Source organism: Escherichia sp. WS1152 (genome assembly GCF_046487665.1).
GTDB lineage: Bacteria > Pseudomonadota > Gammaproteobacteria > Enterobacterales > Enterobacteriaceae > Escherichia > Escherichia coli.
The window spans coordinates 270,292-292,070 of record NZ_JBJQJA010000001.1 but is presented as its reverse complement, the minus strand read 5'-3'; the positions used below and the strand labels follow the sequence as shown (position 1 = coordinate 292,070).

Sequence of the window (21,779 nt, the reverse complement as noted above, 5' to 3'; positions counted from 1 at the left end):
GAAAATTGTTGCGCATTATAGCTAATAAGCGCGTCATGTCATAAAGTTGAGGGCTTATTTTCATTTGAGGACCACACCGTGGCGACATTAACCCGGCTTTTTATTCATCCTGTTAAATCGATGCGCGGCATTGGTCTTACACATGCTCTGGCTGATGTCAGTGGTCTGGCCTTCGATCGCATCTTTATGATCACGGAACCTGACGGTACGTTTATTACCGCTCGCCAGTTTCCCCAGATGGTACGGTTTACTCCTTCACCTGTGCATGATGGCTTGCATCTCACCGCACCAGATGGCAGTAGCGCATATGTTCGTTTTGCTGATTTCGCCACACAAGACGCACCAACCGAAGTTTGGGGCACACATTTTACCGCGCGAATTGCGCCAGACGCGATCAACAAATGGCTAAGTGGATTTTTCTCCCGCGAAGTGCAATTACGCTGGGTGGGGCCACAAATGACCCGGCGCGTGAAACGCCACAACACTGTACCTCTGTCATTTGCTGATGGCTATCCTTACCTTCTTGCTAACGAAGCCTCGTTACGTGATCTCCAACAACGTTGTCCGGCCAGTGTAAAAATGGAGCAATTCCGCCCCAATCTGGTGGTTTCCGGCGCGTCAGCCTGGGAAGAAGATCGCTGGAAAGTGATTCGCATTGGTGATGTGGTGTTTGATGTGGTTAAACCTTGTAGCCGCTGTATTTTCACCACCGTCAGCCCAGAAAAAGGGCAAAAACATCCGGCAGGCGAACCATTAAAAACATTGCAATCTTTCCGCACTGCCCAGGATAACGGCGATGTCGATTTTGGTCAGAATTTAATTGCCCGTAATAGCGGCGTGATTCGCGTTGGCGATGAGGTGGAAATTCTGGCAACGGCTCCGGCAAAAATTTACGGCGCAGCTGCCGCTGATGATACTGCCAACATCACGCAACAACCGGACGCCAATGTAGATATTGACTGGCAGGGACAGGCATTTCGTGGAAATAACCAACAGGTGTTGCTGGAGCAATTAGAAAATCAGGGAATTCGTATCCCTTATTCTTGCCGCGCGGGCATTTGTGGAAGTTGCCGTGTTCAGCTTTTAGAAGGCGAAGTCACGCCGCTGAAAAAATCAGCAATGGGCGATGATGGCACCATTCTTTGCTGTAGCTGTGTACCGAAGACTGCACTTAAGTTGGCGCGTTAGACTGCCTGTTCGAGGCTGAAGCTGTCAACATTAACCTGCGGTTTCAGCCTGTCGTTCATGATTTTAATGGCGTCGCCCAACTGCATCGCGCGACCCGCAATAACAACGCAGGGTTGTGCCAGCAGGCATAGCGCGGCATTCTCGCCAGATTCAACGACCAGTAAATTCACTTGCTCGTTAGTGTCGCTCAACCAAACGCAGGCCGCATCCCCCGGCATGGGCACCCACATTTCACCATGGGAAACAAAATGCCAGCTTTTCGGCATTTGCGGTTTGAGATAGCGAATTGCTACCAGTGCATTCAGCACCAGTTCGGCTTTTTGTTCTTTAGATAAATTAAAATCGCGGCACTTTTCTTCAAAAGAGAAATAGAGCGCGGCGTCGTCAACGCAAAAGCCTGCGGGAGAAAAGGCATCTGGAGTCAACATCTTGCGCGCAAAACGTGAGCGAAATAGCATACCATTGGCTAAATCGAGCATCATACGATCGTGCTCTTCATCGTAATACCAACGCCAGTTATCGTCTGGTTTAATTCGCATCTGCCTCTCCCCAACCTTATAAAACCGCAGCAACACAATCCATTGTCGCTTCGCTTAATAACCTCAACAATAAAAGTACAAAATGTCTAAATAAGCAACAGTGATGAATATAAAACAACCAGGGCTGAAAATAAAGCCCTGATTATCTTATAAAGAGGAATTCGAAGAAATAATTAGATATGGGTAACGATTTCTTTAATCAGCGGCGGACCTTTAAAAATAAAACCAGAATAAATTTGCACCAGTGAGGCACCCGCAGCAATCTTTTCACGCGCAGCGATAACCGAGTCGATGCCGCCAACACCGATGATCGGTAAGCGACCGTTTAATTCCAGTGACAAGCGGCGAATAATTTCGGTGCTTTTTAACTGAAGCGGACGACCACTTAATCCACCGGTTTGATCGCAATTTTTCATTCCCTGAACCAGAGAACGATCGAGTGTGGTATTGGTTGCAATAACGCCATCAATATTGTGGCGAACTAAACTATCGGCAACCTGGATCAATTCTTCTTCAGAAAGATCCGGCGCGATCTTCACTGCGATCGGCACATATTTATGGTGCATCGCTTGCAAATCATTTTGTTTATTTTTAATCGCAGTTAAGAGATCATCCAGCGCTTCACCATATTGCAGTGTGCGTAATCCTGGGGTATTTGGCGATGAAATATTGATGGCGATATATCCCGCATAAGCATAGATTTTTTCCATACAAATCAGATAGTCATCTTTGCCCTGCTCTACTGGCGTATCTTTATTTTTGCCGATGTTAATACCCAGGACGCCGTCATAATGGGCTTTTTTTACGTTCTCTACGAGGTTATCAACGCCAAGATTATTAAAGCCCATACGGTTGATCAAACCTTCGGCATCTACCAGACGAAAGAGACGCGGCTTGTCATTACCTGGCTGTGGACGTGGCGTGACGGTACCGATCTCTATCGATCCAAATCCCATCGCGCCTAACGCATCAATGCACTCCCCGTCTTTGTCAAGACCGGCTGCCAGACCAAGCGGATTTTTAAACGTCAGGCCCATGCAGTTAACAGGTTTTGCAGGCACTTTCTGCCGCACCAGTGCTTCAAACGGTGTTCCGGTAATGCGGCGTAATTGCTGAAAAGTAAACTCATGAGCGCGCTCTGGATCGAGCTGGAAAAGGGCTTTACGAACGAAGGGGTAGTACATGAACTCTCCTGGATTCCCGGTGTGCAAACCGGGGGCGTATTATGTGCGAGTTCGGACCAAAAGGGAATTGACCTGCGGCAAAAAAAACGCAAACGTTTTCCGAACCTGTTTCAGGGCAGATTTTGCTCCTTCTTTGCACTCAACCCGCCGTAATCATTTATCGCCCGCCAGGCAACATGACACGGTGCTATTGCCTGACACCAGCTTGTCTGACGCTGGCTTTTAGGCGGCACAACTCCCACATTACTTAACGCTTTACCATTTACGCTCACCTGAATCAGGTTAATGTGATAAGGCGTTGGGTTAGTGAGTTGTACACCCTGCGAATTCCGTGTCCAGCGTAATTGTTGATAAGCTTCCAGCGGGTCGCCCGGCAAACCTTCGGGTCGCCAGAACAGTTTAAATACCGAGCGCATCGCCACTTTTACGCTCTGATTTTCAACTTTGCCGGATGGCACGCTGGCAATGCTTAACTCAAATAGCGTTTCGCGATCCACAGGCAAGATGTCGCTTTCCGTTCTCAGCAAGCGCAACGTGCCTGTCGTACCGGGCTTCAGGAGAATAAGTGGCGGAGCGGCCAGTAATGGTGCTGGCACTGTCGACGCGTCACCCCCGGCCCAACGCGTTGGGCGGTTGATTTTACTGTTAATAAGCCAGGATTCCTGACTGGTATTAGTCAGTAAAATAGATATCGATTCTCTGTCTGCCGGAAAGATAAATCGCGTTCCGCCGACCACCACTCCTGCCTGCAATTCACCCGCCACCAGCAGCGATAAAACGGCGAAAATCAAGAGCGCCAATCTGTTCCACGTATTAGTCATAATGAAGTACAAATGTCGCGCTGGCATTCACTTTACCCGACTGCACATCGCTATTGACAGGTCGCAATTGCGCATAAAAAGTTAATGGCACCTTACCGCTATGTAGGCTGTAGTCTTTACTCGCCTGGTTAAGCGGAATCAATATCTTCGCATCATCCAGAATCGCAATTGCCAGCCCGCTGGCTGCATCCGTACCACTTTCAATGGACAACATTTCGCTCTGCACTCCGTCGGGGGTTCCTGAAAAGGTGACGTCAACCGTGCTGACATCTGTTCCGCAATCCTGCAAATTAATGATGAAAGATTTCTCCGGGCCATAATTCCCATGAGAAAAACGTGTCAGTGAGACATCGCCTAACTGCACATTGATTTGCTTGCTATCCTGTGCCAGCACGCATGTATTACGGCGAAACGATCCGCTAATGTTGACCGTGCCATCATGGGCAAATAGCTCACAACCCCCCGTTAATCGCAGTAAGAACAGAATCCAGATTATCCGTTTCAACATCACTCCTTCACTGGTAAACCAGATCAAAATAGAGAACCGCCGTCGCATTACCGCCCGTTGCTCCCGCCTTTGTGGACTTATAACGAAGTTGATATTTGAGTGTGTTATCCCCGGCTTTTAAGGGCGTAAGAGGCTGGACCTGATTGAGCGGGATTTCTTGCTGACTTTGCGCATCAAGAATTTGCACGGCAATCCCCGTTGCCATACCACCGCTTCCGCCTGTGTCAGTTAGTTTGAGCAGTGTCGGCGCAAGGGTATCAGCCTCGCCGCTAAAAAGGACGTCCGCGCCAGTAATACCAGCGGCACAACCGGTGATATCGATATTCAAATCAGCAGCAGTGCTTACGGTATTCGCGGCCTGAAAATCACTGATATTAAAATCACCAATATGAATATTTTGTAATGCACTTTTGGTGGCGACATCACAGCCCTGATCGACCACATTCCCATAAATATGCATACTAACTTGTTCAGGCCCAGCCATCCCGACATGGATGTTAAGAATGCTAAAGAACAAGATAACGCACTGAAATATCGTTTTTTTCTTCATACGTTCACGCGTTAATCAAAATTTATTCTCACCGTTGCCGTGGCTTCAAATCGCCCGGTTTCTGGTGGTACACCTGTCGTGCTGACTGGATAGACATTTATTCGCGCGATACTGTCTGCATCATCAGGAATAGAGAGCGGTAGTGTTCCACCAGCAGGGGAAATAATGTTGTTCTGGCTATCGGTCACCACCACGCCCACGCCAGGACGTGACGTCTTAATCGCCTGGGGATAGCTGGGGTCTGAGGTTGCAGTCAGACTCAGGTTGACGTTAACTAACCCCGCGTTTCCCGTGTTACACCTGACCGGAATTGCAAGTTCTGCCGTTCTGGCCCCAAGAGGCTTATGCCCTACAACACGAAAGTTAGCCGCAAATACGTCGCCCAGATCAACCTCGATTGTTTCTCCGGCATTGACGGAACATGAGCCAAGTGAATTGATCGTACCAGACAGGTAATACACTAAAACCGGTGTACCTGTAGTCGTGCAGGAATCACCTGCAGGTATGTTGTAGCATTCAAATAATCGCGCCAGCGCCATAGGAGGAATGACGACCGAGCCAACGAACGGCTGCAATATTTTCAGGGAAAAGCTACCGCTATTACCGCTAGCCCCCTGGCCGCCTAAACGTTGACCGCCAGGGTCGCAAATATGCCATCGGGTATCCCCCCCTGTGCCCACGTTTTCGAAAGGAACCGCAGTAGGAGAACTGCCTTTAACCTGCAATAAAACTTTGGCGGCAAGATAGTCATTAATTTTGTACCAGTTGTCGCCTAAATAGACTAACGGTGAATCCGCGGCGAATGCCCATCGACCATTTCTGACATTGTCTTTATCGCAATCACAGGAAACATAATAATCATTCGATTCGTTCCACTGATAAAATTTGTCTTTAACTACCCCTGCAGTATTTTCTTCTTCCTCCAGGGTTTTAACGCCAAAATTGACGCCAATATACGGATTCCCCTGAGTGGTATGACACTGCCCGCTATAAGCAGCGGTTTGAGCGCACCATAGCATTAAGACGGCGGCAAAAAATAGTCGTAGTAATGACACGCATTTTTCTCCAAAGATTATCTGCATATGGCATCCATTCGCGTAATCGCAGAGTTAATTTGTTGTTCGGTAAGCTCGTAACTGATATGACAAATTTGATCGGGTGCTTCGCCCCAGCGTACGGTTATTGTTCCCTTCGCCGGTAAACCCGCCATATAGAGCGAGCCATCATCATCAATTATGCCGCTATTAGCCTGTACCCCGTCCAGCGTCGCTATCGCGCCAAAACGCAGCGGTATACCCTGCTTTGTTGTTTTCATTAATACCCTTGCTCCCGCATGGGCATTGAACTCCGCCAGAACCAACGCCCCTTTGGTGGGAACCACGTTGACTACTGCATTTTCAAGATCCACGTTACGTTTTAACGACGCCGCATCAAGTGCGATTCGATTTTCACGATAAGAAGTGGCATAAGGAACAACGGTATATCCGCGCCAGTCAGTTTTCAGCCCGGTGCTGTTCGCCACACGAGTATTCTCTGCGCCTGGCGCTGCAATCAGAACGTTAGTTTCCCCCAGCGATTGCCCCAGGGTAATGCCCTGTGAATGGGCAACTAAACTGCCTGAAAGAGCGTAGTTCAGTTGTTGTTGACTGCCGTTATCGCTGTAGTTGTAGCCCACCCGGGCATCCGCAAACGCCCCTTTGTAGTCCATGCTGGCGCTACCATTAGCCGTTTTCCCCTCGCTGTTATATCCCTGTTGCACGCTGTAGCTCAGGTTACCGTCATCGAGTAGTGTCTCCGTTAAACCCAGGTTTTGTGTAGTGTGCCCTTCGTTATCGATACTGGTGTTAGAGGTCATCCAGGCGTAATTTTTTTTGCTGGTATAGCTATCATTACTTCTGGGGAGCAACAGATTGATCGGCAGGGAAAAATTAAGTGCAAACACCTGATCAGCATCAGGTTGACCACGGGACTTACTGTAATTCCAGGAAACCCCTAGCGAGAGATCTTTAATTTGCGTGTTGTAGCCAAACTGTAATAGCCGATCCTGTTGATCGGTATGCCAGTAAGTTTGCTGGCTACCACTTAAATAAAACGAACCGTACTCGCCTAATTGCTGGGAGATATTGACCTGCAGTTTGCCACGTTTGGTGTAAAACAAATTGTAATAACGCGACCACATCGGCGTATCTTCATCATCACCGTCATTAAATTCGTAGCCATCCATATGTTTATACATGGTGTCGGAAAGGGTGTAGAAACCCGACGTCGAATAGCGATAGCCCATCAATTGAAAGTTAGTACCCAATTGGTTGAGCGTTTTGGCATACAGAAAACGATATGACTGACCTTTATGTTCGCTTTGGTCTGCCAGCGTACTCTTCGCCTGGGTCACATCGAACGAAATTGCTCCGAAATCGCCGAGGTTAAATCCCAGACCAAACATGGCGGCACGGTAATATTCAGCATATTGTCCACCACCATACCAGGTCGTTCCCCACGGTCCGCCCCACTGCAACGTGGCCTGGGCAAATTTGCTCTCCTGCTGTTCATTACTATTGGTTCTGTATTTCGCCAGTGTCACCGCGTATTTGATTCGCCCCTGACGCTGGAGTAATGGCACGCTGGAAAAGGGTACGCTGTAGCTATTGACGCTGCCGTCCGCTTCTTTGATTTCAACTAACAAATCACCGCTCGACGACGTGGAATAGAGATCACTAATTTCAAAAGCACCAGGCGATACATAAGTTTGGTAAATGGTGTAACCATTTTGCTTAATCGTTATCTGGGCATTGCTTTTGGCGATACCACGCACCACAGGCGCAAACCCTTTCAGGCTGTCTGGCAGCATGTTGTCATCTGACGCCAGCTGCACACCACGAAAGCTGACACTATCGAAAAAATCGCCTGCAGTATAATCATCACCTACGGTCAGTTCGCCTTTTAGTGGAATAACCACCCGCTGCAAATAGCTGCTGAGATTCTTCCATTCTGCGGTTTGGCCACTACTGCGACTCCATGTTGAATTGTTGCGCAATCTCCATGGGCCTAAATTAACGCCACTGTTTAAATTCAGAAAATAACTGTCGCCAGAATCACTATCTGCGCTGCTATGAATACTGTTAGCCCCGCTAAATGAATATCCCAGTAATAGCGCGTTGATCCCTTCATCCCAACGTTCAGGGGGGACATAACCACGAGCGTTACTTTTTATAGCAATTTGCGGTACTGAAATTTCCAGACGGAGTTTATTCACATTAAAAGTTACGCTGGCATCCGGAATAATCTCCGCCAATGGCGCACACGCTTGTTTGTCCAGTTGTTTAAAAGCCGGAAATGCATCAGTATTCACGCCCATTGCATCCAGGCTTTCAGTCGTCAAACAGGCGGCAATCCCCTTCTCTGGCGTTATCTCAACAAAATTGACGTTGCGCGTATCTACAATTGTCTGATTCAGAACAATATCGACACGATAAACCCCTGGCGTTATTTTTTGTCCTTTTTCGAAACGAGACAAATCGGCCACCATTGAGGGATCATCTTTGAAAAAGGCTGGATCGAACCAGGTTTCAGCTTGTGCATTGAACGATGCCGACACAAACACCACCAGCCCACCAATAAACGATGGCACTCCACCAGAGCTTAACAGGCTGTGTTGTCGGTGAGTTCTATACATCTCGCTCTCTTAACTGAAGACGAATTACGATTTACAGTTGAGTTGCGGCGTTTCCGCCCCGTAGTCATTGATGGTTCGATACGTTACGCTGCTATTTTTGGCACCCTTTGGCAGAGAGAATTGGTATTTATCAAAGGGGGAAATCATTTGATTTTTAACTACCTTTCCACCTATTTTCAGGTCTGTCAGGGTAATGAAATAAGGTGTTGGGTTACTGACCGTAACCATGTCAGCTGACGAAGTGCAACGCAGTTTCGCCGGAGCCTCGCCTAAGGGATACGCTAAACCTTTTGGTCGCCAGAAAAGTTTGATGACGCTTTGTGTGGCAATCTTCAGGGTATTTCCCTCTTCCCGCTTCGTTGTTGAAGGGACTGCCCGTACGCTAGTGAAGAAAAGGGTTTCTCTGTCTTTCGCCAACGGCGCACCAATGTACATAATGCGTAACAGATTCTCATTAGCCGGATTCAGCACAAATAGCGGTGGTGTAATAATAAAGTCTGCTGATTTTTTATTATCTGGGGTCATCACCCATGACTGAATAAGATAAGGAACATCCGGACTGGTGTTACGTACACCCAGTGAAATTTGCTCTTCACCTTCTGAATAAACAAGACGTGTTGCTGCAAGTCCAATCCCGCCTTTACCTGCCGCCCATGCGGATGAGCAGCTGAGTAATATTGCCGTTAAACTTACGGTCACAATTCCCTTTGTTATGCAAGTTTTCATAAACAGTCACTCTTAAAAAATATGAATATCCCCTCCAGAACACTGGAGGGGTACTAATTAATAAAACAATTAATGAGTTCTATTAATAATAGTTAATATGGAAATTTGTTACCGCATTCACATTACCAGAAGTCGCTTTCCCCGTAGCGATATAATCAACTTTAAAAGTCAACGTCTGATCTCCATCTTGCAACAAAATGTTCCCGGTTTCTGTGTCTGGCTTGATGGCCGTTGTACCATCATTCATATACATTTGCAGGGCCACGTTTGTAGCAGCATCAGATGAGGCCTGGTTAGCAAACGCTGTAATCTGAGTAGTATCCGCAGTGCCATTAAAGGTGAACGTTGCATTTTTTGTTACGGTAGTATCACAATCTTTTAATTCAATTGGCACATCAGTTTGCACGCCAGAAACCTGACCATTGGTTTGCAACTTCGTGGCACTAACATCTGGCAAAGTCACCACGGAATCTTTCGTCGCAGCTACCAGGGTACAAGCTGGAGCAATAACTTTACCATTAAATGTTACTGAGCCATCCGTGATAGCATTATCATCAGCAGCCATAACGCTGGACGTTGCACATACCACAGTTATAAACGCCGTCAATACACTTTTTTTCATCGTTATCATCCTGATCTCTTCGTAAATATGATAATGCCTTTAAATGACATCAGACTTAATAATAACAATAATTGTCCGCCATTTAAATCAAGCATACTAAATCCAATAAGTGACAAATCTTTAATTTATAGATTTCATGAATATTTAAATATTACCTGAACGAGTAATTCATTGATTCAACATCTAATGACTATCCAATAAATAAATATGCGTGATATATAAAGCCCTTTCTTTAGTTTATTTTCAGAAAAAGATACACAAAATTTATATTTGGCATTTTCTTGTCTCTCCGACAGACTGAGCGAATTGTTATCAATGTTAACAAAACAAGAACAATTGGTTATAAGGAGAGAGTATGCGTGTCATCACCCTGGCGGGTAGTCCTCGCTTTCCTTCTCGCTCCAGCTCCTTGCTGGAATATGCGCGGGAAAAACTAAATGGCCTGGATGTTGAGGTTTATCACTGGAATCTGCAAAACTTCGCCGCGGAAGATCTGCTTTATGCTCGTTTCGATAGTCCGGCACTCCATACCTTCACCGAACAGTTGCAACAGGCTGACGGGCTGATTGTCGCCACGCCTGTGTATAAAGCCGCCTATTCCGGTGCGCTGAAAACCCTGCTCGACCTGCTGCCAGAACGTGCGTTGCAAGGCAAGGTGGTGCTACCGCTGGCGACGGGCGGTACGGTGGCCCATCTGCTGGCGGTCGATTATGCCCTTAAGCCAGTTTTAAGTGCGCTGAAAGCCCAGGAGATCCTGCACGGCGTGTTTGCCGATGACTCACAAGTAATTGATTACCATCACAAACCCCAGTTCACGCCGAATTTACAAACCCGTCTTGATACCGCGCTAGAAACTTTCTGGCAGGCATTGCACCGCCGCGATGTTCAGGTTCCTGATCTTCATTCTCTGCGAGGTAATGCCCATGCGTAACATCATTAAACTGGCGCTGGTGGGATTGCTTAGCGTCTCTACGATTGTGGTTGCTGCAGAATCCTCGCCTGAAGCGTTACGTATAGGCTATCAGAAAGGCAGTATTGGTATGGTATTGGCAAAAAGCCACCAGTTACTGGAAAAACGCTATCCGCAATCAAAAATCTCCTGGGTGGAGTTCCCCGCGGGTCCGCAAATGTTGGAAGCGTTAAACGTTGGCAGTATTGATCTCGGCAGTACCGGGGATATTCCGCCAATCTTTGCCCAGGCTGCCGGGGCTGATTTGGTATATGTGGGCGTCGAGCCACCGAAGCCCAAAGCCGAAGTGATTCTGGTGGCAGAAAACAGCCCGATCAAAACCGTAGCCGATCTTAAAGGTCACAAAGTTGCCTTTCAGAAAGGTTCCAGTTCGCACAACCTTTTACTGCGCGCACTACGCCAGGCCGGGCTTAAGTTTACCGATATACAACCCACTTACCTGACACCCGCTGATGCCCGCGCCGCGTTCCAGCAAGGTAACGTTGACGCCTGGGCTATCTGGGATCCCTACTACTCCGCTGCATTATTACAGGGCGGCGTGCGGGTGTTGAAAGACGGCACCGATCTCAATCAAACCGGATCGTTTTATCTGGCAGCTCGCCCCTATGCAGAAAAAAACGGCGCTTTTATTCAGGGTGTACTGGCAACCTTTAGTGAGGCCGATGCGTTAACCCGCAGCCAGCGCGAGCAAAGCATCGCTTTACTGGCAAAAACGATGGGCTTACCGGCACCGGTGATTGCCTCTTACTTAGATCATCGCCCTCCTACCACCATCAAACCGGTTAACGCCGAGGTTGCCGCCTTACAGCAGCAAACGTCAGATCTGTTTTATGAAAACCGTCTGGTGCCGAAAAAAGTCGATATTCGCCAACGCATCTGGCAGCCCACTCAACTGGAAGGAAAACAATTATGAGTCTGAATATGTTCTGGTTTTTACCGACCCATGGTGACGGGCATTATCTGGGAACGGAAGAAGGTTCACGCCCGGTTGATCACGGTTATCTGCAACAAATTGCGCAAGCGGCGGATCGTCTGGGTTATACCGGTGTGCTGATCCCAACGGGGCGCTCCTGCGAAGATGCGTGGCTGGTTGCCGCATCGATGATCCCGGTGACGCAGCGGCTGAAGTTTCTTGTCGCCCTGCGTCCCAGCGTAACCTCACCTACCGTTGCCGCCCGCCAGGCCGCCACGCTTGACCGTCTCTCAAATGGACGTGCGTTGTTTAACCTGGTCACAGGCAGCGATCCACAAGAACTGGCAGGCGACGGCGTGTTCCTTGATCATAGTGAGCGCTACGAAGCCTCGGCGGAATTTACCCAGGTCTGGCGGCGTTTATTGCTGGGGGAAACCGTCGATTTCAACGGTAAACATATTCATGTGCGGGGAGCCAAACTGCTCTTCCCGCCGATTCAACAGCCGTATCCTCCGCTTTACTTTGGCGGATCGTCAGACGTCGCCCAGGAGCTGGCGGCAGAACAGGTTGATCTCTACCTCACCTGGGGCGAACCGCCGGAACTGGTTAAAGAGAAAATCGAACAAGTGCGGGCGAAAGCTGCCGCGCATGGACGCAAAATTCGTTTCGGCATTCGTCTGCATGTGATTGTTCGTGAAACTAACGACGAAGCGTGGCAGGCCGCCGAGCGGTTAATCTCGCATCTTGATGATGAGACTATCGCCAAAGCACAAGCCGCATTCGCCCGCACGGATTCCGTGGGGCAACAGCGAATGGCAGCGCTACATAACGGCAAGCGCGACAATCTGGAGATCAGCCCCAATTTATGGGCGGGCGTTGGCTTAGTGCGCGGCGGTGCCGGGACGGCGCTGGTGGGCGATGGTCCTACGGTCGCTGCGCGAATCAACGAATATGCCGCGCTTGGCATCGACAGCTTTGTGCTTTCGGGCTATCCGCATCTGGAAGAAGCGTATCGGGTCGGCGAGTTGCTGTTCCCACATCTGGATGTCGCCATTCCGGAAATTCCCCAGCCGCAGCCGCTGAATCCGCAAGGCGAAGCGGTGGCGAATGATTTTATCCCTCGCAGAGTCGCGCAAAGCTAAGGAACACGATGATGGCAACGCCAGTGAAGAAGTGGTTATTGCGCGTTGCCCCCTGGTTTTTACCGGTGGGCATCGTGGCGGTGTGGCAACTGGCCTCCTCGGTTGGCTGGCTGTCGACGCGTATTTTGCCTTCACCGGAAGGAGTGGTGACGGCGTTCTGGACGCTCTCCGCCAGCGGCGAACTGTGGCAGCATCTGGCGATCAGCTCCTGGCGGGCGCTGATTGGCTTTTCAATTGGCGGATCGCTGGGGTTGATTTTGGGACTGATTAGCGGGCTGTCACGCTGGGGTGAGCGACTGCTGGATACCTCAATTCAGATGTTGCGCAACGTGCCGCATCTGGCGCTGATCCCGCTGGTGATTTTGTGGTTTGGCATTGATGAATCCGCAAAAATCTTTCTGGTGGCGCTCGGTACGCTATTCCCCATTTATATCAACACCTGGCATGGCATCCGTAATATCGATCGCGGGTTGGTGGAGATGGCGCGTAGCTATGGATTATCCGGCATACCGCTGTTTATCCATGTGATCCTGCCTGGTGCCCTGCCCTCAATTATGGTCGGCGTGCGTTTTGCGTTGGGCCTGATGTGGCTGACGCTGATTGTTGCCGAAACCATTTCTGCCAATTCAGGCATTGGTTATCTGGCGATGAATGCGCGGGAGTTTTTGCAAACGGACGTGGTGGTGGTCGCTATTATTCTTTACGCCCTGCTCGGCAAACTTGCTGACGTCAGCGCGCAGCTGTTAGAGCGCCTCTGGTTGCGCTGGAACCCGGCTTATCATTTGAAGGAGGCCACGGTATGAATACTGCTCGTCTGAACCAGGGCACGCCATTGTTGCTCAATGCAGTAAGCAAACATTACACGGAAAATATCGTCCTGAACCAACTGGATTTGCATATTCCGGCAGGTCAGTTTGTGGCGGTGGTGGGCCGCAGCGGTGGTGGCAAAAGTACCCTGCTGCGCCTGCTGGCAGGTCTGGAAACGCCAACCGCTGGCGATGTGTTAGCGGGCACCACACCGCTGGCTGAAATTCAGGAAGACACGCGAATGATGTTTCAGGATGCGCGTCTGCTACCGTGGAAATCGGTGATTGATAACGTTGGGTTAGGCCTTAAAGGCCAGTGGCGCGATGCCGCGCGTCGGGCGTTGGCTGCGGTAGGACTGGAGAATCGCGCCGGGGAATGGCCTGCCGCACTTTCTGGCGGGCAGAAACAGCGAGTGGCGCTGGCAAGAGCGTTGATTCATCGACCGGGTTTATTGTTGCTTGATGAACCGCTCGGTGCGCTGGATGCCTTAACGCGACTCGAGATGCAGGATTTGATTGTGTCACTTTGGCAGGAGCACGGCTTTACCGTACTGTTGGTGACGCATGATGTGAGCGAAGCGGTAGCAATGGCTGATCGGGTGTTGTTAATTGAAGAGGGAAAAATTGGTCTGGATTTGACGGTGGATATTCCCCGTCCGCGCCGGTTAGGGTCGGTGCGATTAGCGGAGCTGGAAGCGGAAGTGTTGCAACGGGTAATGCAGCGTGGTGAGTCTGAAACTCGCCTGAGAAAACAGGGGTAAAATCCCCGAATGGCGGCGCTATTGCCGCCATTCGGGGATTTATCAAGCCAGTGCTTTGGTGATCTTCTCGTACAGATCGCCAGAGAGATTTTCCAGCCCTTTCAACTGTTCCAGCGCCGCACGCATTTTCTCCTGACGTTTGGCATCATAACGTTTCAGGCGAATCAGCGGTTCAATCAGGCGTGAAGCTACCTGCGGGTTACGGCTGTTCAGGTCGGTAAGCATTTCCACCAGGAACTGGTAACCGCTCCCATCTTCGGCATGGAACGCTGCCGGGTTGCTGCCCGCAAACGCACCAATCAACGAACGAATACGGTTCGGGTTGCTCATGGTAAATGAGCGATGCTGCAACAGGCCGCGCACCGTCTCCAGCACATTCGCCGCCGGGCTGGTGGCTTGCAGGATAAACCATTTATCCATCACCAGACCGTCCTGATGCCACTTGTCGTCGTACTCCTGCATCAGCGCGTCACGGCATGGCAGCTGTGCGGCAACCGCCGCGGAAAGCGCCGCCAGCGCATCGGTCATATTGTTTGCTTCGTGGAACTGCTTGCTCACCAGCACATCAGCCAGATGCGTTTCACCAAAAGCGAGGAAACGCAGGCAGGCATTACGCAGAGTGCGTTTTGCAATATCTTCATGCTCAACACGGTACTCGCTCTGGTAATTCGCGTTGTAAATAGCCAGTAGCTCATCCGCCAGTTCAGTCGCCAGAGTACGAGTGAGTGCTTCGCGTACTTCGGCAATAGCAATCGGGTCGATGATATCGAACAGTTCAGCCATTTCATTGACAGAAGGCAGCGTCAGGATTTCTGCCGCCAGCGCCGGATCAATCTTCTCATCGAGCAGCACCGCGCGGAAAGCGTCAGCCACATGTACCGGCAGAGACAGCGGCTGCCCTTGCTGATGACGGGCGACGTTCAGCTTGATGTAGGTTGCCAGCAAACTTTGCGCCGCATCCCAACGGGAGAAATCATTACGCGCATGACGCATCAGGAAGGTCAGTTGCTGATCGCTCCACTTATATTCCAGTTTCACTGGCGCAGAGAATTCGCACAGCAGCGCAGGCACCGGCTGGAAGTAGACATTATCAAAAACAAAGGTCTGTTCCGCCTGGGTGACGTTCAGCACGGAATTCACCGGATGACCGCCTTTCTGCAACGGGATCACTTTGCCTTCGTTGTCATACAATTCGATGGCAAACGGAATATGCAGCGGCTGTTTTTCTGCCTGATCCGGCGTGGCTGGCGTGCGCTGGCTGATGGTCAGGGTGTACTGCTCGGTTTCCGGATTGTAGTCGTCTTTGACGGTCACAACCGGCGTACCGGACTGGCTGTACCAACGGCGGAAATGGGAGAGATCGACATTCGACGCATCTTCCATCGCCTGCACAAAATCGTCACAGGTCGCTGCGCTACCATCATGACGCTCGAAATAGAGCTGCATCCCTTTCTGGAAATTTTCTTCGCCAAGCAGGGTGTGGATCATGCGAATCACCTCCGCGCCCTTCTCGTAAACGGTCAGGGTGTAGAAGTTGTTCATCTCAATGACCATGTCCGGGCGGATTGGGTGCGCCATCGGGCTGGCGTCTTCCGCAAACTGCAATCCGCGCATGGTGCGCACATTATTGATGCGGTTAACTGCGCGGGAACCAAGGTCAGAGCTGAATTCCTGATCGCGGAAGACGGTTAAACCTTCTTTCAGGCTGAGCTGGAACCAGTCGCGGCAGGTCACTCGGTTACCGGTCCAGTTATGGAAATATTCATGGCCGATAACGCGTTCAATATCGAGGTAATCTTTGTCGGTGGCGGTGTCGGTGCGGGCCAGCACATATTTGGAGTTAAAGATATTCAGACCCTTATTCTCCATTGCGCCCATATTGAAGAAATCCACCGCGACGATCATATAGATGTCTAGGTCATACTCCAGGCCAAAGCGTTCTTCATCCCATTTCATGGAGTTTTTCAGCGAGGTCATCGCCCACGGCGCGCGATCAAGGTTGCCGCGATCGACGTACAGCTCCAGCGCTACTTCGCGACCAGAACGCGTGGTAAAGGTGTCGCGCAGTACATCAAAGTCGCCTGCCACCAGCGCAAACAGGTAGCATGGTTTCGGGAACGGGTCCTGCCACTGCACCCAATGACGTCCGTTTTCCAGTTCGCCTTGCGCAACGCGGTTACCATTGGAAAGCAGGAAGGGATATTTGATTTTATCGGCAATAATTTTGGTGGTAAAACGCGCCAGCACGTCCGGGCGGTCGAGATAATACGTAATATGGCGGAAACCTTCGGCTTCACACTGGGTGCAAAGCGCATCGCCTGACTGATAAAGCCCTTCCAGCGCCGTATTCGCCGCCGGGCTTATTTCATTAATGATCTTAAGCGTAAAACGCTCCGGCAAATTACTGATGACCAGTGCGCCCTCTTCTTCTTTCCAGGCGGACCACGGCTCATCATTAATATGAACAGAAACCAGTTTGAGGTCTTCGCCGTTGAGACAAAGCGGAGCATCTGATGCACCATGACGGACAGCCTGGCTGACCGCGGTAACGACCGTCTTTTGCGCGTCGAGGTCAAAGGTCAAGTCAATATCAGTAATCTGGTAATCCGGCGCACGATAATCGTGACGGTATTTGGCTTGTGGCTGTTGAGTCATAAATAACCTTTAGCATCTTTTATAGAGTCTGGTGTTCAGTCTATTCCTGTTGCGTAAATCGCGCTATGCAGAATCTTCATCTTTTCAGGTACAAACGCCTTTATTGCTACATTTTTATAACATACACCGCGTAATGCCATCGACCAGAAAGGTGGCATATGGTGTGATCGGGGTTCAATAAATTGCGAAACAAGGTATACTCCAGCAGTTCCTGAAGATGTTTATTGTACTAAACGCTCCTGTACGAGGACGCTACTGCGCACCTATGACACAATTCGCTTCTCCTGTTCTGCACTCGTTGCTGGATACAGATGCTTATAAGTTGCATATGCAGCAAGCCGTGTTTCATCATTATTACGATGTGCATGTCGCGGCGGAGTTTCGTTGCCGAGGTGACGATCTGCTGGGTATTTATGCCGATGCTATTCGTGAACAGGTTCAGGCGATGCAGTACCTGCGCCTGCAGGATGATGAATATCAGTGGCTCTCTGCCCTGCCTTTCTTTAAGGCCGACTATCTTAACTGGCTACGCGAGTTCCGCTTTAACCCGGAACAAGTCACCGTGTCCAACGATAATGGCAAGCTGGATATTCGTTTAAGCGGCCCGTGGCGTGAAGTCATCCTCTGGGAAGTTCCTTTGCTGGCGGTTATCAGTGAAATGGTACATCGCTATCGCTCACCGCAGGCCGACGTTGCGCAAGCCCTCGACACGCTGGAAAGCAAATTAGTCGACTTCTCGGCGTTAACCGCCGGTCTTGATATGTCGCGCTTCCATCTGATGGATTTTGGCACCCGTCGCCGTTTTTCTCGCGAAGTACAAGAAACCATCGTTAAGCGTCTGCAACAGGAATCCTGGTTCGTGGGCACCAGCAACTACGATCTGGCGCGTCGGCTTTCCCTCACGCCGATGGGAACACAGGCACACGAATGGTTCCAGGCACATCAGCAAATCAGCCCGGATCTAGCCAACAGCCAGCGAGCTGCACTTGCTGCCTGGCTGGAAGAGTATCCCGACCAACTTGGCATTGCATTAACCGACTGCATCACTATGGATGCTTTCCTGCGTGATTTCGGTGTCGAGTTCGCTAGTCGGTATCAGGGCCTGCGTCATGACTCTGGCGACCCGGTTGAATGGGGTGAAAAAGCCATTGCACATTATGAAAAGCTGGGAATTGATCCACAGAGTAAAACGCTGGTTTTCTCTGACAATCTGGATTTACGCAAAGCGGTTGAGCTATACCGCCACTTCTCTTCCCGCGTGCAATTAAGTTTTGGTATTGGGACTCGCCTGACCTGCGATATCCCCCAGGTAAAACCCCTGAATATTGTGATTAAGTTGGTAGAGTGTAACGGTAAACCGGTGGCGAAACTTTCTGACAGCCCTGGCAAAACTATCTGCCACGATAAAGCGTTTGTTCGGGCGCTGCGCAAAGCGTTCGACCTTCCGCATATTAAAAAAGCCAGTTAATATCATCAGGGAGCTAATCGGCTCCCTTTTTTACCTTTAATTCCGAAATCTTTCGCTGCATTTGCGAATTCTGCTTGTCTGATTGCAGATGCCAGGTAACATAGGTATCCCCCCATTTACGGGTGGACAAGTGTTTATTTTTTCCGACTATTAACAGAGAGAATATTATGAGCGTTGTGCCTGTAGCCGACGTACTCCAGGGCCGCGTAGCCGTTGACAGCGAAGTCACCGTACGCGGATGGGTACGTACCCGCCGAGATTCAAAAGCTGGCATCTCCTTCCTCGCCGTTTATGACGGTTCCTGCTTTGATCCTGTACAGGCTGTCATCAATAATTCTCTGCCCAATTACAATGAAGACGTCCTGCGTCTGACCACCGGTTGCTCGGTCATTGTGACGGGTAAAGTCGTGGCGTCGCCGGGCCAGGGGCAACAATTTGAAATTCAGGCCAGCAAGGTTGAAGTTGCTGGTTGGGTTGAAGATCCAGACACGTACCCGATGGCGGCAAAACGCCACAGCATTGAGTATCTGCGTGAAGTCGCTCACCTGCGTCCGCGCACAAACCTGATTGGTGCCGTCGCGCGCGTTCGTCATACGCTGGCGCAGGCGCTGCATCGCTTCTTTAACGAGCAGGGATTCTTCTGGGTTTCAACGCCACTGATTACCGCATCTGATACCGAAGGTGCTGGCGAAATGTTCCGCGTTTCTACGCTGGATCTGGAAAACCTGCCGCGTAACGATCAGGGCAAAGTGGATTTCGACAAAGACTTCTTTGGTAAAGAGTCTTTCCTGACCGTATCTGGCCAGTTGAACGGCGAAACCTACGCTTGCGCATTGTCCAAAATTTATACCTTCGGCCCGACTTTCCGTGCTGAAAACTCCAACACCAGCCGTCACCTGGCGGAATTCTGGATGCTGGAACCGGAAGTGGCGTTTGCTAACCTGAACGATATCGCGGGACTGGCTGAAGCCATGCTGAAATATGTCTTCAAAGCGGTTCTCGAAGAACGCGCTGACGACATGAAATTCTTCGCTGAACGCGTAGATAAAGATGCCGTTTCACGTCTGGAACGCTTCATTGAAGCCGATTTTGCGCAGGTGGATTACACCGACGCAGTGACCATTCTCGAAAACTGCGGCAGGAAGTTTGAAAACCCGGTTTACTGGGGCGTTGATCTCTCTTCTGAGCATGAACGTTATCTGGCGGAAGAACACTTTAAAGCACCGGTAGTGGTTAAAAACTATCCGAAAGATATTAAAGCGTTCTATATGCGTCTTAACGAAGACGGTAAAACCGTTGCGGCTATGGACGTTCTGGCTCCGGGCATCGGTGAGATCATTGGTGGCTCCCAGCGTGAAGAACGTCTGGACGTGCTGGACGAGCGTATGCTGGAAATGGGCCTGAATAAAGAAGATTACTGGTGGTATCGCGATCTGCGTCGCTACGGTACTGTTCCGCATTCAGGTTTCGGTCTTGGTTTTGAACGCCTGATTGCTTACGTAACTGGTGTGCAAAACGTGCGTGATGTGATTCCGTTCCCACGTACTCCGCGTAACGCCAGCTTCTAATTTAGCGTCTTCAAGAGCCAGCGCCCGCTGGCTCTTTTTTTATCTTTTCTGTCAAGTTATCTGTTTGTTAAGTCAAGCAATCTATTTGCAACCCCGCCATAACGATCATCCTGTTACGGAATATTACATTGCAACATTTATGCGCAAAAAATAATCCGCATTCTTATTGCGGATTAGTTTTTTCTTAGCTGATAGCACAATTTTCATACTATTTTTTGGCGTTCTGGATGTCTGAAAGAGGATTTTGTGCCAGGTTGATAAAGTTTCCATCAGAAACAAAATTTCCGTTTAGTTAATTTAAATATAAGGAAATCATATAAATAGATAAAAATTGCTGTAAATATCATCACGCCTCTATGGAAATATGACGGTGTTCACAAAGTTCCTTAATTTTTACTTTTAGTTACATATTTTTTCTTTTTGAAACCAAATCTTTATCTTTGTAGCACTTTCACGGTAGCGAAACGTTAGCTTGAATGGAAAGATGCCTGCAGACACATAAAGACACCAAACTCTCATCAATAGTTCCGTAAATTTTTATTGACAGAACTTATTGACGGCAGTGGCAGGTGTCATAAAAAAACCATGAGGGTAATAAATAATGATGAAGCGCAATATTCTGGCAGTGATCGTCCCTGCTCTGTTAGTAGCAGGTACTGCAAACGCTGCAGAAATCTATAACAAAGATGGCAACAAAGTAGATCTGTACGGTAAAGCTGTCGGTCTGCATTATTTTTCTAAAGACAATGGTGTAAACAGTTACGGCGGAAACGGCGACAAAACTTATGCCCGTCTTGGTTTTAAAGGGGAAACACAAATCAATTCCGATCTGACCGGTTATGGTCAGTGGGAATATAACTTCCAGGGTAACAACTCTGAAGGCGCTGATGCCCAGAAAGGTAACAAAACTCGTTTGGCATTCGCAGGTCTGAAATTCGCTGATGCGGGTTCTATCGACTACGGTCGTAACTACGGTGTGGTTTACGACGCACTGGGTTACACTGATATGCTGCCTGAGTTTGGCGGTGACACGGCATACAGCGATGACTTCTTCGTTGGTCGTGTAGGCGGCGTTGCTACCTATCGTAACTCCAACTTCTTCGGTCTGGTTGACGGCCTGAACTTTGCCGTTCAGTACCTGGGCAAAAACGAACGTGCTGGTATTCCTGAGCGTTCCAACGGCGACGGCGTCGGTGGCTCTATCAGCTACGAATTCGAAGGCTTTGGTATCGTAGGTGCTTACGGTGCAGCAGACCGTACCGACGCCCAGGAAGCCGAATTCCGCGGTCAGGGTAAAAAAGCTGAACAGTGGGCAACTGGTCTGAAGTATGACGCGAACAACATCTACCTGGCAGCGAACTACGGTGAAACCCGTAACGCTACGCCAATTGAAGGCGGCTTCGCCAACAAAACGCAAGACGTTCTGTTAGTTGCGCAATACCAGTTCGATTTCGGTCTGCGTCCGTCCATCGCTTACACCAAATCTAAAGCGAAAGACGTAGAAGGTATCGGTGATGTTGATCTGGTGAACTACTTTGAAGTGGGCGCAACCTACTACTTCAACAAAAACATGTCCACCTATGTTGACTACATCATCAACCAGATCGATTCTGACAACAAACTGGGCGTAGGTTCAGACGACACCGTTGCTGTGGGCATCGTTTACCAGTTCTAATAGCACACCT

The 21,779-nt window shown here is 49.6% G+C and carries 19 protein-coding genes; 9 read left to right on the top strand and 10 right to left on the bottom strand.

Annotated elements, in window-relative coordinates:
* Nucleotides 1-78 precede the first annotated feature (78 nt).
* Entirely contained in the window at nucleotides 79-1,188 is a 1,110-nt protein-coding gene (gene ycbX / locus ACJHW7_RS01330; protein ID WP_000224270.1) for a 6-N-hydroxylaminopurine resistance protein YcbX, read from the top strand.
* On the opposite strand, the gene zapC is transcribed toward ycbX, so the two are convergent.
* The 9 genes from zapC to ACJHW7_RS01285 all read right to left on the bottom strand — a co-directional run bounded on the left by zapC (nucleotide 1,185) and on the right by ACJHW7_RS01285 (nucleotide 9,811).
* Nucleotides 1,185-1,727, bottom strand: a complete 543-nt coding sequence (gene zapC, locus ACJHW7_RS01325; protein WP_001301917.1) for a cell division protein ZapC — start codon at nucleotides 1,725-1,727, stop codon at nucleotides 1,185-1,187. The two genes, ycbX and zapC, sit on opposite strands and share 4 nt — an antisense overlap.
* Before the next feature lie 173 nt (nucleotides 1,728-1,900).
* A complete protein-coding gene (pyrD, locus tag ACJHW7_RS01320; protein WP_001295352.1) occupies nucleotides 1,901-2,911 on the bottom strand; it encodes a quinone-dependent dihydroorotate dehydrogenase in 1,011 nt (336 codons plus the stop codon).
* A 110-nt stretch (nucleotides 2,912-3,021) separates the two neighbouring features.
* On the bottom strand, nucleotides 3,022-3,759 hold the full coding sequence (locus ACJHW7_RS01315; protein ID WP_161954305.1) for a fimbrial chaperone: 738 nt from the start codon (nucleotides 3,757-3,759) through the stop codon (nucleotides 3,022-3,024).
* Entirely contained in the window at nucleotides 3,725-4,240 is a 516-nt protein-coding gene (locus ACJHW7_RS01310; protein WP_032154038.1) for a fimbrial protein, read from the bottom strand. The genes ACJHW7_RS01315 and ACJHW7_RS01310 overlap by 35 nt, the downstream gene beginning before the upstream one ends.
* A gap of 7 nt (nucleotides 4,241-4,247) precedes the next feature.
* A complete protein-coding gene (locus tag ACJHW7_RS01305; protein WP_000730614.1) occupies nucleotides 4,248-4,790 on the bottom strand; it encodes a fimbrial protein in 543 nt (180 codons plus the stop codon).
* An 11-nt stretch (nucleotides 4,791-4,801) separates the two neighbouring features.
* Nucleotides 4,802-5,872, bottom strand: coding sequence for a fimbrial protein (locus tag ACJHW7_RS01300; RefSeq protein ID WP_001165673.1), 1,071 nt, complete (start codon nucleotides 5,870-5,872; stop codon nucleotides 4,802-4,804).
* Nucleotides 5,863-8,463, bottom strand: coding sequence for a fimbrial biogenesis usher protein (locus ACJHW7_RS01295; RefSeq protein WP_021556656.1), 2,601 nt, complete (start codon nucleotides 8,461-8,463; stop codon nucleotides 5,863-5,865). Before ACJHW7_RS01295 ends, ACJHW7_RS01300 begins: the two co-directional genes overlap by 10 nt.
* 24 nt (nucleotides 8,464-8,487) lie before the next feature.
* Nucleotides 8,488-9,189, bottom strand: coding sequence for a molecular chaperone (locus ACJHW7_RS01290; RefSeq protein WP_000845152.1), 702 nt, complete (start codon nucleotides 9,187-9,189; stop codon nucleotides 8,488-8,490).
* 82 nt (nucleotides 9,190-9,271) lie between these two features.
* Complete coding sequence (locus tag ACJHW7_RS01285; protein WP_000750295.1) at nucleotides 9,272-9,811, bottom strand: fimbrial protein; 540 nt, start codon at nucleotides 9,809-9,811, stop codon at nucleotides 9,272-9,274.
* Nucleotides 9,812-10,166: 355 nt separating this feature from the next.
* Here ACJHW7_RS01285 and ssuE point away from each other — a divergent pair, with 355 nt between their 5' ends.
* Genes ssuE through ssuB form a run of 5 tightly spaced genes read left to right on the top strand, consistent with a single transcriptional unit; the run spans nucleotide 10,167 to nucleotide 14,403 of the window.
* Entirely contained in the window at nucleotides 10,167-10,742 is a 576-nt protein-coding gene (gene ssuE, locus ACJHW7_RS01280) for an NADPH-dependent FMN reductase (RefSeq protein WP_001263919.1), read from the top strand.
* Nucleotides 10,735-11,694, top strand: coding sequence for an aliphatic sulfonate ABC transporter substrate-binding protein SsuA (gene ssuA, locus ACJHW7_RS01275; RefSeq protein WP_021556655.1), 960 nt, complete (start codon nucleotides 10,735-10,737; stop codon nucleotides 11,692-11,694). The genes ssuE and ssuA overlap by 8 nt, the downstream gene beginning before the upstream one ends.
* Nucleotides 11,691-12,836, top strand: a complete 1,146-nt coding sequence (gene ssuD / locus ACJHW7_RS01270; RefSeq protein ID WP_000055980.1) for an FMNH2-dependent alkanesulfonate monooxygenase — start codon at nucleotides 11,691-11,693, stop codon at nucleotides 12,834-12,836. The genes ssuA and ssuD overlap by 4 nt, the downstream gene beginning before the upstream one ends.
* An 11-nt stretch (nucleotides 12,837-12,847) precedes the next feature.
* Nucleotides 12,848-13,639: an aliphatic sulfonate ABC transporter permease SsuC gene (ssuC, locus tag ACJHW7_RS01265; RefSeq protein WP_000235203.1), complete on the top strand. Its 792-nt coding sequence runs from the start codon at nucleotides 12,848-12,850 to the stop codon at nucleotides 13,637-13,639.
* The gene (gene ssuB, locus ACJHW7_RS01260; RefSeq protein WP_021556654.1) at nucleotides 13,636-14,403 is read left to right on the top strand and encodes an aliphatic sulfonates ABC transporter ATP-binding protein; all 768 of its coding nucleotides are present in this window, start codon (nucleotides 13,636-13,638) and stop codon (nucleotides 14,401-14,403) included. Before ssuC ends, ssuB begins: the two co-directional genes overlap by 4 nt.
* 42 nt (nucleotides 14,404-14,445) lie before the next feature.
* Here ssuB and pepN read toward each other — a convergent pair whose 3' ends face one another.
* The gene (gene pepN, locus ACJHW7_RS01255; RefSeq protein ID WP_021556653.1) at nucleotides 14,446-17,058 is read right to left on the bottom strand and encodes an aminopeptidase N; all 2,613 of its coding nucleotides are present in this window, start codon (nucleotides 17,056-17,058) and stop codon (nucleotides 14,446-14,448) included.
* A gap of 265 nt (nucleotides 17,059-17,323) precedes the next feature.
* Here pepN and pncB point away from each other — a divergent pair, with 265 nt between their 5' ends.
* The 3 genes from pncB to ompF all read left to right on the top strand — a co-directional run bounded on the left by pncB (nucleotide 17,324) and on the right by ompF (nucleotide 21,769).
* Nucleotides 17,324-18,526: a nicotinate phosphoribosyltransferase gene (pncB, locus tag ACJHW7_RS01250; RefSeq protein ID WP_001382979.1), complete on the top strand. Its 1,203-nt coding sequence runs from the start codon at nucleotides 17,324-17,326 to the stop codon at nucleotides 18,524-18,526.
* A gap of 167 nt (nucleotides 18,527-18,693) precedes the next feature.
* Complete coding sequence (gene asnS, locus ACJHW7_RS01245) at nucleotides 18,694-20,094, top strand: asparagine--tRNA ligase (protein ID WP_000117881.1); 1,401 nt, start codon at nucleotides 18,694-18,696, stop codon at nucleotides 20,092-20,094.
* A 601-nt stretch (nucleotides 20,095-20,695) separates the two neighbouring features.
* A complete protein-coding gene (gene ompF, locus ACJHW7_RS01240; RefSeq protein ID WP_000977905.1) occupies nucleotides 20,696-21,769 on the top strand; it encodes a porin OmpF in 1,074 nt (357 codons plus the stop codon).
* Nucleotides 21,770-21,779: the final 10 nt, after the last annotated feature.